Origin of the sequence: Fodinibacter luteus (genome assembly GCF_039541575.1) — a bacterium.
Taxonomy (GTDB): domain Bacteria; phylum Actinomycetota; class Actinomycetes; order Actinomycetales; family Dermatophilaceae; genus Fodinibacter; species Fodinibacter luteus.
Window position 1 is genome coordinate 19,389 of record NZ_BAABGM010000001.1, and the last position, 13,632, is coordinate 33,020.

The following is a 13,632-nucleotide window of genomic DNA, read 5'->3' on the forward strand; positions in this document are numbered from 1 at the left end:
CGTGGGTGCCTCCACGTCCTACCGTGGTCGTCATGGCCTCGCGCAAGGGTGAGTTCGGGGAGCCCGTCGTCCTCGACGTCGACGGTTTCGACGTGCGGGTCTCCAGCCCCGACCGCATCTACTTCCCCGCCCGTGGGGAGACCAAGCTGGACCTCGTGCGCTACTACCTCTCGGTCGGCGACGGCATCGTCAACGCCCTGCGCGAGCGGCCGTGCATGCTCCACCGCTTCCCCGACGGGGTCGCCGGTGCGAAGGTGCACCAGAAGCGGCTCCCCCGAGGTGCGCCCCCATGGGTCGAGACCGTCCGGCTGCACTTCCCGCGCTATGGGCTGCACGCCGACGAGCTGTGCGTCACGCGGCTCGCCGACGTCGCGTGGGCCGTGCAGATGAGCACCGTGGAGTTCCACCCGTGGAACAGCCGGCGCGCCGACACCGAGAAGCCCGACGAGTGGCGCATCGACCTCGACCCGATGCCCGACGCGCCGTTCTCGCGGGTGCGGCGGGCGGCCCACGTCGCCCACGAGGTGCTCGACGAGCTCGGAGCCGTCGGCTGGCCGAAGACGAGCGGGGGCAACGGTCTCCACGTGTACGTGCGGATCCGACCCGACCACGGGTTCGGCGACGTGCGCCGCGCCGCCCTGGCGTTCGCCCGGGAGGTCGAGCGCCGCCTGCCCGACGACGTCACGACGACGTGGTGGCGCAAGGACCGCGACCCCGAGGCGGTCTTCGTCGACTACAACCAGAACGCCCGCGACCACACGATCGCAGCGGCGTACTCGGTGCGCGGCAACGACATCGGGACCGTGTCGACGCCCATCCGGTGGGACGAGGTCGACGACGTCGAGCCGCGCGAGCTGACGATCGCCACGGTGCCCGGGCGTCACGCGGCACTCGGTGACCTCCACGCGGGCATCGACGACGCCGTGTTCGACATCGCCCCGCTGCTCGAGTGGGCCGACCGCGACGACGCCGAGGGGGCCGAACCGCCGCCCGAGGCCGAGGACGACACCGGGAAGCCCTGATGGACCTCGTCGTCGCACCGGGTCCCGGTGTGCCGCAGGGCCTCACGATTCCTGCAGGCGAGCTCGTCGAGAGGTTCTCGCGCTCCTCCGGGCCGGGCGGCCAGGGGGTGAACACCGCCGACAGCCGGGTCGAGCTCGAGCTCGATGTCGTGGCATGCGGCGGGTTGACGCCGACCCAGCGGCGTCGCGTGCTCCGCGCCCTCGACCCGCGCCTCGTGGGCGGACGCCTGCTCGTCGTCGCGGCGTCGGAGCACCGGCAGCAGCGACGCAACCGGGTCGCCGCCCGCGAGCGGATGGCCGAGCTGCTCCGTGACGCGATGGCTCCCCCACCGTCCCCGCGTCGGGCCACCCGGCCGACCCGGGCATCGCGCGAACGCCGGCTGTCGGCCAAGCGTCGCCGCGGCGAGACGAAGGCGGGGCGCGCGCGGCCGGCATCCGACGCCTGACCCGCACACCCCCGCGGGCTCAGGAGCAGTTCGCGGGCTCAGGGCCTGCTACGGCCCTGAGTCGACGAAGTGCTCCTGACTTCGCGTTGGCGGGGAACGGGCGTCAGGATGCCGTGTGCTTGCCGACGAGGGCGACGACCTCCGCCGCGCACCCCCACGAGAGCGTCACGCCGGCGCCGCCGTGGCCGTGGTTCGTCACGACGAGGCGCCCGCTGCGCTCGGACGCCGCCAGCGAGACGGAGGGCGCGACCGGCCGCAGCCCGACCCGGGAACCCAGCACCGCGGCATCCGCCAGCTCGGGCACGACGGCGCGCACCCGCGCGACGATGTCGTCGTGCACCCTCGGGTCGGGTTCGGTGTCCCACTCGCCCTCGACGTCGGTGCCACCGCAGACGACCCAGCCGGGATGCGGCAGCGCGTAGACCATGCCGTCGGGGTGCGCGTCGTCGACGACCCACCGGTGCAGGCCCGGGTTCTCGAGCAGCGCGACCTGCCCGCGCGACGGCATCCCGCGGTCGTCGCCGACGAGCGGCCCGGACTGCAGACCCGCGGCGACGACGACGACCTGGGCAGCCACCGGGTCGAGGTCGTCGAGGTGCTCGACGTGGGCGTCGGCGAGCTCGACCCCGGCCTCGCGGCAGCGGTCCTCGAGCCAGGGCAGGAAGACCGGCATCGTCACGAGCGGCACGGTCGCGACGACACCGCCCGTGGCCCCTGGCGGCAGCTCGTGCGCGGCAGCCTCCCGCCAGCCCGGCAGCCCCTGGGTCCACCACCGGTCGGGGGCTCCGCGCTCGACGACGACCCCATCGCGCAGGGCGACCCCGCTCGACGGGTCCGCGGCCAGGGCGGCGAAGCGCTCGCGGGCCACGCTCCCCCAGCGCAGCACCCGGTCGCGCGGGTCGACGTGGTACGGGAACCACAGGCCCCCGGCCAGCGCCGAGACGGTGTCGGCGACCGGTGCGTCGCGCACGCAGCGCACGACGTGCCCGGCGCGGGCCAGCTCGAGGGCCGTGGTGAGCCCGACGACTCCACCACCGACGACCGTCACGCGCGCCATGCCACCATCCTCCCCTAGCCTCGGCGGCATGGGACGGCGCGACGTGGGACCGCTCGGGGGTCTCGACCCCCACCCCGTCACGGGCGACCTGTTCCCCTCCCCCGTGCCCGCGGGCAGCGGCTGGCCGGGTGACCCTGCGACCTCCGACACGCCCGTCGCGGGCACCCCCGCCGCGGTGCGACGGCTCGCGGCGAGCGCCGGCGACGTCGCCGAGCTCCAGGCGCGGGTCTCGGTGTGCCGGGCCTGCCCCCGCCTCGTCCGGTGGCGCGAGGACGTCGCCGTGTCGGGGCGTCGGGCGTCGTTCGCGGACCAGCCGTACTGGGGGCGGCCGGGCCCGTCGTTCGGCGACCCGGACGCCGACGTCCTCCTCGTCGGCCTCGCCCCGGCGGCCAACGGCACGAACCGCACCGGCCGGATGTTCACCGGCGACGCGTCCGGCGACGTGCTGTACGCGGCGCTGCACCGCACGGGGTATGCCGCCCTCCCGACGTCGGTGGCGGCCGGTGACGGCCAGGCGCTCACCGGCATCCGCATCGTCGCGGCGGTGCGGTGCGCTCCGCCCGAGAACCGCCCGACGCCCCGGGAGCGCGCGACGTGCGCGGCGTGGCTCGAGCGCGACCTCGAGCTCTCGGCGCCGCGCCTGCGTGCCGTGTTGTGCCTCGGTGCGATCGGCTGGGACGCCACGCTGGCCGCCGTGCGATCCCTCGGCTGGGACGTGCCTCGCCCGAAGCCGCGGTTCGGCCACGCGCGTGAGGTCGCCCTGACGACGGCCGATGGTCACGGTGTCCGGCTCGTCGGCTGCTACCACGTCAGCCCCCACAACACGTACACCGGACGGCTCACCCCGGACATGCTCGACGACGTGCTCCGCTCGCTGCGCAGGTAGTCGGCGTGGCGTTTCGACCACAGGGTGTGCGGTCTTGCGGTGTCGTCCACGGGGCGTGCGGTCGGGCGGCGTCCCGAGCAGGGGGTGCGGTCGGGCGAGGGCGTCCAGAGGGCGGTGCGGTCGGCGGGAATGTCCACAGGGCGTGCGGCCGGGCGGGGCGTCCACAGGGCGTGCGGTCCGTTGTCGTCGTCCACAGTGGGTGGCGGGCCCAATGGGCCTGTCAGTGGACACGTGTACGGTTTTCGTATGAGGGGGAGATCGGGTTTCGAGGGGTCGGGCGGCAGCCCGGGGGTGGCTGTGCCGCAGCCGGTGACGGATGCCCTTCCGCCCGGTGAGCTGGTCGCTGCGCCTGGTGGTGGGGCCGTGCCGCCCGGTGAGCGGGTCGCTGCGGCTGGCGGTGCGGCCGTGCCGTCCGGCGGGGATGCCGTGCCGTGCGGTGGTGGCGGTGTCGCGCCTGGGGTCGGCGGTCAGGTCTCCGCCGCCGGTAGCGGGGATGCCGTGACCGAGGGTGCCGTGGCCCGACCGGTGTCGGAGGGCGGACCGCCCGGCGGGGACGCCGCCGCGCCTGGTGGTGGTGTGGTGGGGCCGGTGGTGGCGTTCCAGGGGTGGCTGGCGGGGGTGGATGTCGGGGGGCTGAGCGACGCGGAGCGGGTGGACCTGGTCGGGGTGTTGGAGCGGGTCAAGGGGTCGGTGTGTGCGGTGCAGGCGCGGGCCACGGATGCGGTGCGGTGCTCGCGGGAGGTGGTGGCGCCGGTGGACGCGGCCCGTTCGGTGGGGTCGGTGGTGGCGTTGGCGCGCCGGGAGTCCCCGTCGGCGGGGGACCGGTTGGTGGGGGTGGCCCGGGCGTTGGTGCACGAGATGCCGGTGACGATGGCCGCCCTGGCGGCCGGGGTGATCTCGGAGCGGCATGCGGTGGCGGTGGTGGCGGCCACGGCGTGCCTGTCCCGGGAGGATCGGGGGGTGGTGGATGCCCGGGTGGGTCCGGTGCTGCCCGGTGTGGGGGTGCAGGGTGCTGCGGGTGCGGCGGGGCGGGTGGCGGCGGAGCTGGACGCGGCGGCGGTGGTGGCCCGGCGGGCGGCGGCGGTGGCTTCGCGGCGGGTGACGACCCGCCCGGCCCCGGATGGGATGGCGTACCTGTGCGTGTTGGGTCCGCTCAAGGAGGTGGTCGGGGCGTACGCGGCGGTGCGGGCCCGGGCCCGGGCGGTGGTGTCCGGGCAGTGCCCTGAGGAGGGTCCGCAGGGTCGGGGGGTGGGGGCGGTGATGGCCGATACCGCGTTGCGGGTGTTGTCCGGGCGGGCCGTCGGTGAGGTCACTGCGGTGGAGGTGCACCTGGTGATCACCGACATGGCGTTGTTCGGGGTTGGGGATCCCAAGCGGTCGGTCAACGAACCGGCTCGTATCCCCGGCCACGGCAGTGTGCCCGCCCCGATCGCCAGGGCCTGGCTGCGCGAGGACCTCCCCGACACCGAAGACGACGACGGCGGACCCGACGACGCCGCTGCACGTGGAGGCACCGTGCCCGACGACCACGTGCCCGACGAGCCCGTGCCGAACGATCCGGTGCCCGACGAGGCGCCCGACGACGTACCTGGAGTCGACGACGTCGTGCCCGACGAGACGGAGTCCGGCGAGGGGACCGAGGACGCTGACGGTGACGTCACCCCGCGCCAAGAGCCCGTGCCCGACGAGCCTGTCCTGGACGTGCTGCGCGACGACGCTGACGCCCTGCACGACGACGCTGAACCAGGCGACGCCCAGTGCGGCGAGGCTGGACGTGACGAGGTCCCCGAGGGTGCGGTCGTGGACGAGGCCGTGGCCGACCCCGCGAGGGCCGAAGCCACAGCTGATGGTCCCGCCGGCGCCGGGGCCGACCCCGCGGGGGCCGAAGCCACAGCTGATGGTCCCGCCGGAGGCGCCACGGCTCGACCCCGGGGTGGGCAGCCGCCGGGCAGCCCAGCACGGGGTGCGCCCCCGCCTGGGCGTGCCCGACCGCACCCCAGTGCGCCGCCGGAGCGTTCGCACCCACCGACGCCCGGGTCCGCCGTCGGCGCCGGGCCGGGAACCCGGGCTCGGAAGCCCGAGGCGGGTTCCCGGGTGGCGCGGGTGTGGCTGCGTCGCCTGTACACCAGCCCGGACGGGCGCGACCTGGTCGGCATGGACTCACGACGGCGCACGTTCTCGGGGTTGCTGCGCCGGATGCTGGTGCTGCGCGACGACGTGTGCACCACCCCGTGGTGCCAGGCCCCGATCGTGCACGCCGACCACGCCCACCCGGCCCGGGCCGGCGGGGTGACCGGGTACGGCAACGGCGACGGGCGGTGCGCGAGGTGCAACCAGGTCAAGGAGGCCCCGGGGTGGTCGGTGCGGGTCATCGACGACGGCCTGCCCGGGCGGCACCGGCCGCGGCAGGTCGAGGTGACGACCCCGACCGGGCACACCTACCGCTCCGTCGCCCCGCCGATCACCGGGTGGGGGTGGGAGGAGAGGCCCGGCCCGCACATCCCCCGGCCCGCAGGCGACCAGGACCTCGGCGCCGAGCACTCCTCCATCCCCGCCACACCCGCCATGGAGTCCGACGCACGGCGCTCCCAGCGAGCCCGCGACCCCGAGCGGGCGGACACCCTCCGTCGGCCGGCCTGAGCGTCGAGGGCGCGACAACGGCCAAGCGTCCCGGCGCTCGAGAGGCCGCACGTCGTCGACGTGCTGGGCTCAGTCTGACCGAGGCCGGACGAGGCGCCGGCGACCTACGCTGGCACCATGACCTCACGCACCGGACCCGCCCTCGTCGTCACCGGCCACGGCGGCCGCGACGTGCTCGCCGTCGAGGAGCGCCCCGCGCCCGCACCGGGGCCCGGGGAGGTGCTCGTCGAGGTCACCGCCGCCGGGGTCAACTTCATTGACGTCTACCAGCGCGAAGGCACTTACCCCGTGGCGACACCGTTCGTGGCCGGCAACGAGGGTGCGGGAACGGTCGTGTCGACCGGCGAGGGAGCCGGTGGTCTTGCGCCGGGGGCTCGAGTCGCCTGGCCGCAGACGCTCGGCAGCGCTGCCAGGTACGTCGTCGTCCCGGCATCCGAGGCGGTCGTCGTACCCGACGGGGTCGACCTCGAGACGGCCGCGGCCGTCATGCTCCAGGGCCTCACCGCGCACTACCTCACGACGAGTACGTATGCCGTGCGCCCAGGGGACGTCGCCCTCGTCCACGCCGCAGCCGGTGGGGTCGGCCAGCTGCTCGTGCAGCTCGTCCGGGCTCGCGGCGGCGTCGTCGTCGCGACGGCCGGCGGACCCGAGAAGTGCGCGGCCGTCCGCGAGCTCGGCGCCGAGCACGTCGTCGACTACCGGGCCGTCGAGGACCTCGCCGCAGAGGTGCGCGCGCTCACCGGCGGACGCGGGGTCGACGTGGCGTACGACGGGGTCGGCAAGGACACCTTCGACGCGTCACTGGCGTCGCTGAGGCCGCGTGGGACGCTCGCCCTCTTCGGCGCCGCGAGCGGTCAGGTGCCACCCGTCGACCTCCAGCGGCTCAACGCCGGAGGCTCGCTGTTCGTCACCCGCCCCAAGCTGCTCGACCACGTCGCGACGCGGGACGAGCTCGAGTGGCGGGCAGGGGAGGTGTTCGGCGCCGTCGCCGACGGCAACCTCCGCGTGACGATCGGCGGCCGCTACGCGCTCACCGACGCGGCCGCGGCCTACGCCGACCTCGAGGGCCGGCGCACCCGGGGCAAGCTCATCCTCATCCCCTGACCGCTTCATCCCGACCTCGTGCGGGTTGCCCACGGTTCTCTAGCGGTTGCGGGCCGAGAACCGCAGACAGGTCGCACGAAGTCGGTGAGGCGCCGCCGGAAGACGACGTCGGGAGTCGGGGAGCGGCGGGCCGAGAGCCGGGCTGGGTCAGGGTTCCCTCGGATGCCGGATGGCCGGGTTCAGCGGATGCCGGATGGCCGGGTTCAGCGCCAGAGGACCGCGATGGCGGTGTTGAGCAGGGCGAGCGCGCCGGCGGCGGTCACGAGCTGGGCCCGGGCGCCCTGGCCCTTGCGCTCCTTCGCGGCGGCGATCTCCGCACAGGCGGCGACGGCGATCGCGACGAGCAGCTTGACGCCCACCTTGACGTGGTTGAGGTCCTCGTCGCCCGCCTCGGCGAGACCCACGAGCACGAGGCCGGTGAGCAGCTGGGCACGCGCACCCCAGACCAGGGCCGGGGTCGCGACGCCGCGCGCGACGAACACGGCACTGCCGACGATCGCGGCCATGCCGAGCAGGTGGGCGAGGACGAGAAGGTGCTCGAGGAACTCCATGGCCGACACCCTAGGTCCCGCCCCCTCCCCCGCCGCCGGCACCCCCGAGCGCCGACTCGGGAGGGTCCCCGGCAGCCGACCGGCAGCTACATATCAGAGGAGGCGGCGGCCCATGGCCCAGGCGGTGAGCTCGTGCCGGGACGACAGCTGGAGCTTGCGCAGCACCGACGACACGTGCGTCTCGACGGTCTTGACCGAGATGAACAGCTCCTTGGCGACCTCCTTGTACTGGTAGCCGCGGGCGATGAGCCGCATGACCTCGCGCTCGCGCGCGGAGAGCCGGTCGAGCTCCTCGTCCACCTCGGCGATCTCGCCGGCCGCGGCGCCGAAGGCGTCGAGCACGAAGCCGGCCAGCCGCGGCGAGAACACGGCATCCCCGTCGGCGACGCGCCGGATCGCGGTGATGAGGTCGCGCGCCCCGATCGTCTTCGTGACGTACCCGCGCGCCCCGGCCCGGATCACCGCGATGACGTCCTCGGCCGCGTCGGACACCGACAGCGCGAGGAAGCGCACCGGCGTCCCGGCGGCGGTCTCGACCCCCATGCACCCGCGGATGACGTCGACACCGCCGTTGCCCGAGCCGCCGGGCAGGTGCACGTCGAGCAGCACGACGTCGGGCGTCTCGGCCCGGATGACGGCGACGGCGGTGTCGACGTCGGGGGCCTCCCCGACGAACTCGCACACCGCGGGCCCTCCCGCGGCCGACATCGCCTCGGTCAGCTCGGCGCGCACCCCGGTGCGGAACATCCGGTGGTCGTCGACGAGCACGACGCGCACCGGTCCCGCGGGCGGACCCCCGGACCGGCTCGGGCCGCTCGGGCCGCTCGGGCCGCTCGGGCCGCTCGGGCCGCTCGGGCCGCCGGGCCCTCCGGTCGGGCGGGTGGGGCCGCGGGAGCCGCTGGAGCCCCCCGTGGGGCCGGTCGGAGTGGTCTGGCTCATGGCTGTCCTTCCTCGAGCGGTGGCAGCCGCAGCTCCACCTCGGTGCCGTCGTCCCTGCGGCGCACCCGCGCCGTCCCGCCGTGCCGCTCCATCCGACCGAGGATCGACTGCCGGACGCCGAGCCGGTCGGTCGGCACGGCATCGAGGTCGAAGCCGTCGCCGCGGTCCCGCACGAAGGCCTCGACGCCGCTCGGCCCGATCTCCACGTAGGCCGTGACCGGGGTGCCGCCGTGCCGCACGGCGTTGAGCAGCGCCTCGCGCATCGCCTGGGCGAGGGCCGCACCGTGCGGCTCGTACGGCCGGTCGCCGGTCACGACGAGGTCGATCGCGACCCCGTGGACGTCCTCGACGTCGTGCGCCACCTCGGTGACCGCGGCGGCGAGCGTCGACTGCGAACCCTGCGGCCCGGCGTACAGCCACGAGCGCAGTTCGCGCTCCTGCGCCCGGGCGAGCCGGGTCACGGCGGCGGCATCCCCCGCCTGACGCTGGATGAGGGCCAGCGTCTGGAGCACCGAGTCGTGCAGGTGTGCCGCGATGTCGGCGCGCTCGGTGGCCCGGGCGGCGGCCACCTGCTCACGGCGCAGGTCACCCCACAGCCGCAGCGCCCACGGCGCCGCGATGATGAGCGCGCCGACGAGGACGGCGACAGCGGCGAGCAGGGCGTCCCACACGGCCGTGATCGACTGGCCGCGCGTCACGAGGACGAGGATGCCGGTGACGGCCAGTCCCGCTCCGAGGGCCACGCGCACCCATCCGAACCGGGCCGCACCCGACCCGGCTCCGAGCCAGCGGGAGCGCTGGGCGTCGTCGAGGTTGGACCACGCGACGACGGCCCCGACGGCGATCGTGAACAGCGGCACGAGCACCGAGCCGATGAGCGAGCCACCGAGCACGGGGGTGACGAGCACCGCGCCGACGACGACGAGCACCCCCCCGACCGCGATGACGAGCCCCCACTGGCGCCGCTCGGGGGGCGCCTCGGCGAGCCCGGTCACCGGGTCGGTCGTGAGGTCCTCCTCGGGCGTCAGGGCCCACAGGAAGACGTAGGCGACGGCGCCGGCACCACCCGCGAGGGTCAGCAGGACGAAGCCCCAGCGCACGAGCCGCGTCGACAGCCCGAGGTGGCGGGCGACCGCGGCGCTGACGCCCGGCGTCCAGCCCCGGCCGCGGGCGCGCACCATCGGCGGTCGTGCCGGCCGGTGCGACCCGCCGTGGCTGCCGGCCCCGAGGTCGGGGCCGGCACCGCTCCCGAGGTGCAGCGGGGCGGCCGCGGGCTCGTAGGGTGTCGGCACCCCTCCATCCTGACGTACTCCGGGGCTCGAGCGGGCTCCTCCCGGGGTCGGCTCAGGGGGGGGTCAGGGTCGACCCTCATGGCGCGACCGGACTCCCCGGGACCACGCTGTGGGTATGACGCAGAACCCCACACCGAACGCGCCCCCCCAGGGCACCTCGTTCCTCGACGACACCTTCGCCCGGCTGCGGGCCAGCGGCTACGAGCGCGACACCGAGGGGCGGTGGTTCGGCGGCGTCTGCTCCGGGCTCGCGCACCGGTTCGGCGTCGACCCGATCCTCATCCGCGCCGCGGCGATCGTGCTCGCCTTCCTCGGTGGCCTCGGCCTGACGGCCTACGTCCTCCTGTGGCTCCTCATGCCCGACCGCCGCGGCGACATCCTCGCCGAGCGCGCCGTCCGGCACGGCGAGCTCGGCCCGATCGCGCTGCTCGTGCTCGCCGGCTTCCTCGTTCTCGGCGGGATCGTCTCGATCGGCCAGGGCGACGGCTGGATCGCGCCGCTGTGGCTCATCCCTGTGGCCGTCGTCGCCTGGTTCGTCATCAGCCGCGGCCGCAGCGGCGGTGCCGCACCGTGGACGACCGGCGGCACCCCACCCCCGCCCCCCGTGCCCCCGGGCACGCCACCACCCCCGCCTTCGTCAGGAGTCGCCATGTCCACACCCACGACGATGTCCGCCGCCCAGCAGGCGGCGGCCCCCACCCGGCCCGTACCCACGGGCCCACCCGCCCCGACGCCCTACGGGACCCCGACCCCGCCGCCGTACGGGACCCCCGCGGGCGGCCAGTACCCCGGCCCCTACGGCGGGCGCCCGGTGCCCCCGGCACCCCCGCGCCCCGTCGGGCCTCCCCCGCCTCCGCAGCCCCGGCGCCGTCGCCCGAGCGCCTTCGTCGGCCTGATGTCCCTCGGCGTGGCCCTGGTCGGCCTCGGTCTCGGCGCCGCCCTCGACGGGCCGCTCGGCTTCCCGGGCAGCTCGGCGACCCTCGGCTTCCTCATCGCGCTCGTCGGGGTCTCGGTCGTCGTGCTCACCCTCGGCCTCACCGGCCGGGCCTCGGGCTTCAGCGGCTTCCTCACCGTCGTCCTCGCCCTCCTGCTCGTGACCTCCTCGGCCGCGTCGCGGATCGAGGTGCGCGACGGGGTCGGCGAGCGCACGTGGACCCCGGTCCCCTCCTCGGGGGTCACCCGGTACGAGCTCGGGGCCGGCGAGGCAACCCTCGACCTCAGGCAGCTCGACTCCGCCACGGTGTCGGCGACGCCCCAGAGGATCACCGTCGAGATGGGTGCCGGCGACCTCCGGATCCTCGTCCCGAACGGCCTCGACACCCGCGTCGACGCCAGCGTCGGCTTCGGCGACATCAGCCACCGTGGCGGCATCGGCGGCAGCACGGACACGAGCGGCACCGACCGCAGCACCTCGACCGTCATCGGCGAGCAGCCCGTCCAGGTCGTCGTCGACGCCGAGCTCGGCTTCGGCCAGATCACCATCCAGGAGCAGTGATGACCAGTCCCAGCACACCCCCCACCCCCCGCGAGGACACCCTCGCCGACGAGGTCTTCGTCGACGACACCCGCACGACCCCGCAGCCGCCGCCGACCCCGGGAACCACCCCCGCCACGGCATCCGCCGCGCAGCAGACGACGACGCAGCCGACGACGACGCAGCCGACGACGGCGGCCACCGAACCCACGTACCTGCGCGGTCCCGCCCCGTTCGCGGTCGTGCTCGGGATCCTCGGTCTCGTCATCGCGGGCGCCACACTCGTCGCCGAGCTCACCGACCTCTCGGTGCCCTGGACCGACCTCGGCCCGTGGAGCGTCGTCGCGGCCGGCCTCGTCGTACTCATGGTGGGCGCGACCGGCCTGCGCGGCAGCCGCACCCGCGACTGACCGTGCGATCAGGCGAGGCCCACCGCACGCAGCGCGGGCGGCACGCTCGCCACGACCTCGACCGACGCCAGCTCATCGAGCGGAACCCACCGCGCGTCGGACGTCGACCCGCCCACGTCGTTCACGACGGGGCGGGTCGGCCGTGGGCAGCGGGCCGTGTGCAGCAGCCGCACCGCGTGGTAGTCCTCGAGGCCGCGCGCCGAGCGGCCCACCCAGTGCTGCGTCATGACGTCGACGAGGCGCACCTCGTCGACGACCTGCCCGGTCTCCTCGCACAGCTCGCGGACGACCGTCGCCTCGGGGGACTCGCCCGGGTCGATGCCACCGCCGGGCAGGTTCCACCGCCCGGCGGCCCCGGTGCGCGGGGCGAGCTGGGTCAGCAGGAGCCGTCCCTCGGCGACGACGACGGCGTAGGCCGCGACCCGCTGGTGCGGCTCGATCCGCGACCGCTCGGCGTGGGTCAGGCCCGGCCCCTCCGCCGCCCCGACGGCGGGCACGGCGGGCACCGGCGCCACGGCGTAGCGCAGGGTGAGGTCGCCGAGCACCCCCACCGCCGCCACGACCCGCCCCGCCCAGCCCCGAGCCTCGAGGGCGGTGACCGGGTCGTCGCCGTGGCCGAGGGGGAAGCTCGCGACGACCCGGCCCGCACCGTCGGTGCCGACGACGGTGATCACGCGACCGGGACCCCGGCCCGGTGGTACTCGCCGAGGGTGACCTCCACGACGCCGGGCCAGTCCTGCGCGGGAGCGGTGGCGAGCAGGTGAGCGTGCATCGTGCCCCGGAGCGCGTCGTCCCCGGCGAGTCGGGCGAGCGCCGACGCGAGGGCGGCGTCGGTGTCGGCGAGCAGCCCGTCGACTCCGTCGGTGACGAAGTCGTCGGCGCCCGTGCCGCGCCGGGCGACGACCGGCAGGCCGGCCGCGCGGGCCTCGAGGGTGGCGATGCCGAACGCCTCGAGCCGGGTCGTCGACAGGTAGACGTCCGCCCCGTGGTGCAGGCGGCGCAGCTCGTCCTTCGTGACCCGCCCGGGCAGGTCGACCCAGTCCATGCCACGGGTGCGCAGGTGGCGTTCCATGAGCCACCGCTGCGGCCCGGCGCCGACGATCGTCGCGCGCAGGGGCACCGCGGGGTCCAGGGCCGCGCGGGCGGCGCGGAGCACCTCGAGCATCGCGACCGGGCGCTTGCGGGTCACGAGGCGCATCGCCGACACGACGTGGACCGGGTGCCCCGCCGCGGCGGCCGGGCCGGGGTGCCACCACGCCGCCTCGACGCCGTTGGGCACGACCCGCACGTCCGCGCCACGCGCGGCGGCCGACACGCGCCGTGCCGCCATGGAGGACACGGCGTTGAGCGCGACACCGCGCCGTGCCCAGTGCGCGAGGTGACCGACGGTCCGCATGAGCCAGCCCGACCGGTCGATGACGCAGTGGAAGGTCGCCGTCACGGGCACCCCCACCGACAGGGCGACCGGAACGAGCTCGGTGGCGAACGGGCTGAGCACCCCGAGGTGGGCGTGGGCGACGTCGAAGCCCCCGGCATCCAGCCGCCGCCGCACCTCACGCGGCGCGAACGGGTTGACCGGGATGCCGCCGGGCACCGGGATCGCGAACCGGTGGACGACGACGCCGTCGTCACCGCGCTGCGTGGCGCCGCCGCGCTCCCCGTCCGGGCCGGCCGTCGCCGTGAAGACCTCGACCTCGTGGCCGGCGGCGACGAGCCGGCGGGAGAGGTCGCGCACCTGGCTCTCGATGCCGCCGAGCCGCGGCGGGTAGCAGTCGGTGAGCATGGCGACCTTCACGAACGGACAGCCTGCC

Annotated in this window: 13 protein-coding genes; 7 read left to right on the forward strand and 6 right to left on the reverse strand. The window is 75.7% G+C overall.

What is annotated here, in order from left to right; all coding sequences use genetic code 11:
- The first annotated feature begins 32 nt into the window (after nucleotides 1–32).
- Together ligD and arfB are read left to right on the forward strand one after the other, a co-directional pair.
- Nucleotides 33–1,022 (forward strand): non-homologous end-joining DNA ligase, encoded by a 990-nt coding sequence (ligD, locus tag ABD899_RS00080; RefSeq protein WP_345200930.1) that lies wholly within the window; start codon nucleotides 33–35, stop codon nucleotides 1,020–1,022.
- Complete coding sequence (gene arfB, locus ABD899_RS00085) at nucleotides 1,022–1,468, forward strand: alternative ribosome rescue aminoacyl-tRNA hydrolase ArfB (protein WP_425474923.1); 447 nt, start codon at nucleotides 1,022–1,024, stop codon at nucleotides 1,466–1,468. Before ligD ends, arfB begins: the two co-directional genes overlap by 1 nt.
- A 103-nt stretch (nucleotides 1,469–1,571) precedes the next feature.
- Here the strand turns inward: arfB and ABD899_RS00090 are convergent, their stop codons facing one another.
- Complete coding sequence (locus tag ABD899_RS00090; RefSeq protein WP_345200932.1) at nucleotides 1,572–2,525, reverse strand: FAD-dependent oxidoreductase; 954 nt, start codon at nucleotides 2,523–2,525, stop codon at nucleotides 1,572–1,574.
- Between the two features lie 28 nt (nucleotides 2,526–2,553).
- Here ABD899_RS00090 and ABD899_RS00095 point away from each other — a divergent pair, with 28 nt between their 5' ends.
- The 3 genes from ABD899_RS00095 (at nucleotide 2,554) to ABD899_RS00105 (ending at nucleotide 7,155) form a co-directional block, all read left to right on the forward strand.
- The gene (locus ABD899_RS00095) at nucleotides 2,554–3,411 is read left to right on the forward strand and encodes a uracil-DNA glycosylase (protein WP_345200934.1); all 858 of its coding nucleotides are present in this window, start codon (nucleotides 2,554–2,556) and stop codon (nucleotides 3,409–3,411) included.
- A gap of 246 nt (nucleotides 3,412–3,657) precedes the next feature.
- On the forward strand, nucleotides 3,658–6,051 hold the full coding sequence (locus ABD899_RS00100; RefSeq protein ID WP_345200936.1) for a DUF222 domain-containing protein: 2,394 nt from the start codon (nucleotides 3,658–3,660) through the stop codon (nucleotides 6,049–6,051).
- Between the two features lie 117 nt (nucleotides 6,052–6,168).
- Nucleotides 6,169–7,155 (forward strand): quinone oxidoreductase family protein, encoded by a 987-nt coding sequence (locus ABD899_RS00105; RefSeq protein WP_345200939.1) that lies wholly within the window; start codon nucleotides 6,169–6,171, stop codon nucleotides 7,153–7,155.
- A gap of 203 nt (nucleotides 7,156–7,358) precedes the next feature.
- Here the strand turns inward: ABD899_RS00105 and ABD899_RS00110 are convergent, their stop codons facing one another.
- The 3 genes from ABD899_RS00110 to ABD899_RS00120 form a co-directional block, all read right to left on the reverse strand.
- Nucleotides 7,359–7,706, reverse strand: coding sequence for a hypothetical protein (locus ABD899_RS00110; protein ID WP_345200941.1), 348 nt, complete (start codon nucleotides 7,704–7,706; stop codon nucleotides 7,359–7,361).
- 93 nt (nucleotides 7,707–7,799) lie between these two features.
- Nucleotides 7,800–8,645, reverse strand: a complete 846-nt coding sequence (locus ABD899_RS00115; RefSeq protein ID WP_345200944.1) for a LuxR C-terminal-related transcriptional regulator — start codon at nucleotides 8,643–8,645, stop codon at nucleotides 7,800–7,802.
- Complete coding sequence (locus ABD899_RS00120; protein ID WP_345200946.1) at nucleotides 8,642–9,937, reverse strand: ATP-binding protein; 1,296 nt, start codon at nucleotides 9,935–9,937, stop codon at nucleotides 8,642–8,644. The genes ABD899_RS00115 and ABD899_RS00120 overlap by 4 nt, the downstream gene beginning before the upstream one ends.
- Nucleotides 9,938–10,052: 115 nt before the next feature.
- Here ABD899_RS00120 and ABD899_RS00125 point away from each other — a divergent pair, with 115 nt between their 5' ends.
- Both ABD899_RS00125 and ABD899_RS00130 read left to right on the forward strand, forming a co-directional pair.
- The gene (locus ABD899_RS00125; protein ID WP_345200949.1) at nucleotides 10,053–11,432 is read left to right on the forward strand and encodes a PspC domain-containing protein; all 1,380 of its coding nucleotides are present in this window, start codon (nucleotides 10,053–10,055) and stop codon (nucleotides 11,430–11,432) included.
- Nucleotides 11,432–11,821: a hypothetical protein gene (locus tag ABD899_RS00130; protein ID WP_345200951.1), complete on the forward strand. Its 390-nt coding sequence runs from the start codon at nucleotides 11,432–11,434 to the stop codon at nucleotides 11,819–11,821. Before ABD899_RS00125 ends, ABD899_RS00130 begins: the two co-directional genes overlap by 1 nt.
- Before the next feature lie 8 nt (nucleotides 11,822–11,829).
- Here the strand turns inward: ABD899_RS00130 and ABD899_RS00135 are convergent, their stop codons facing one another.
- Complete coding sequence (locus ABD899_RS00135) at nucleotides 11,830–12,495, reverse strand: NUDIX hydrolase (protein ID WP_345200953.1); 666 nt, start codon at nucleotides 12,493–12,495, stop codon at nucleotides 11,830–11,832.
- Nucleotides 12,492–13,616, reverse strand: a complete 1,125-nt coding sequence (locus ABD899_RS00140) for a glycosyltransferase family 4 protein (protein ID WP_345200955.1) — start codon at nucleotides 13,614–13,616, stop codon at nucleotides 12,492–12,494. Before ABD899_RS00140 ends, ABD899_RS00135 begins: the two co-directional genes overlap by 4 nt.
- Between the last annotated feature and the right edge of the window lie 16 nt (nucleotides 13,617–13,632).

Excerpts from the sequence above, each read along its gene's own strand:
- ligD (WP_345200930.1), top strand. The coding sequence starts at position 33 with ATGGCCTCGCGCAAGGGTGAGTTCGGGGAGCCCGTCGTCCTCGACGTC.
- arfB (WP_425474923.1), top strand. The coding sequence starts at position 1,022 with ATGGACCTCGTCGTCGCACCGGGTCCCGGTGTGCCGCAGGGCCTCACG.
- ABD899_RS00090 (WP_345200932.1), bottom strand. The coding sequence starts at position 2,525 with ATGGCGCGCGTGACGGTCGTCGGTGGTGGAGTCGTCGGGCTCACCACG.
- ABD899_RS00095 (WP_345200934.1), top strand. The coding sequence starts at position 2,554 with ATGGGACGGCGCGACGTGGGACCGCTCGGGGGTCTCGACCCCCACCCC.
- ABD899_RS00100 (WP_345200936.1), top strand. The coding sequence starts at position 3,658 with ATGAGGGGGAGATCGGGTTTCGAGGGGTCGGGCGGCAGCCCGGGGGTG.
- ABD899_RS00105 (WP_345200939.1), top strand. The coding sequence starts at position 6,169 with ATGACCTCACGCACCGGACCCGCCCTCGTCGTCACCGGCCACGGCGGC.
- ABD899_RS00110 (WP_345200941.1), bottom strand. The coding sequence starts at position 7,706 with ATGGAGTTCCTCGAGCACCTTCTCGTCCTCGCCCACCTGCTCGGCATG.
- ABD899_RS00115 (WP_345200944.1), bottom strand. The coding sequence starts at position 8,645 with ATGAGCCAGACCACTCCGACCGGCCCCACGGGGGGCTCCAGCGGCTCC.
- ABD899_RS00125 (WP_345200949.1), top strand. The coding sequence starts at position 10,053 with ATGACGCAGAACCCCACACCGAACGCGCCCCCCCAGGGCACCTCGTTC.
- ABD899_RS00130 (WP_345200951.1), top strand. The coding sequence starts at position 11,432 with ATGACCAGTCCCAGCACACCCCCCACCCCCCGCGAGGACACCCTCGCC.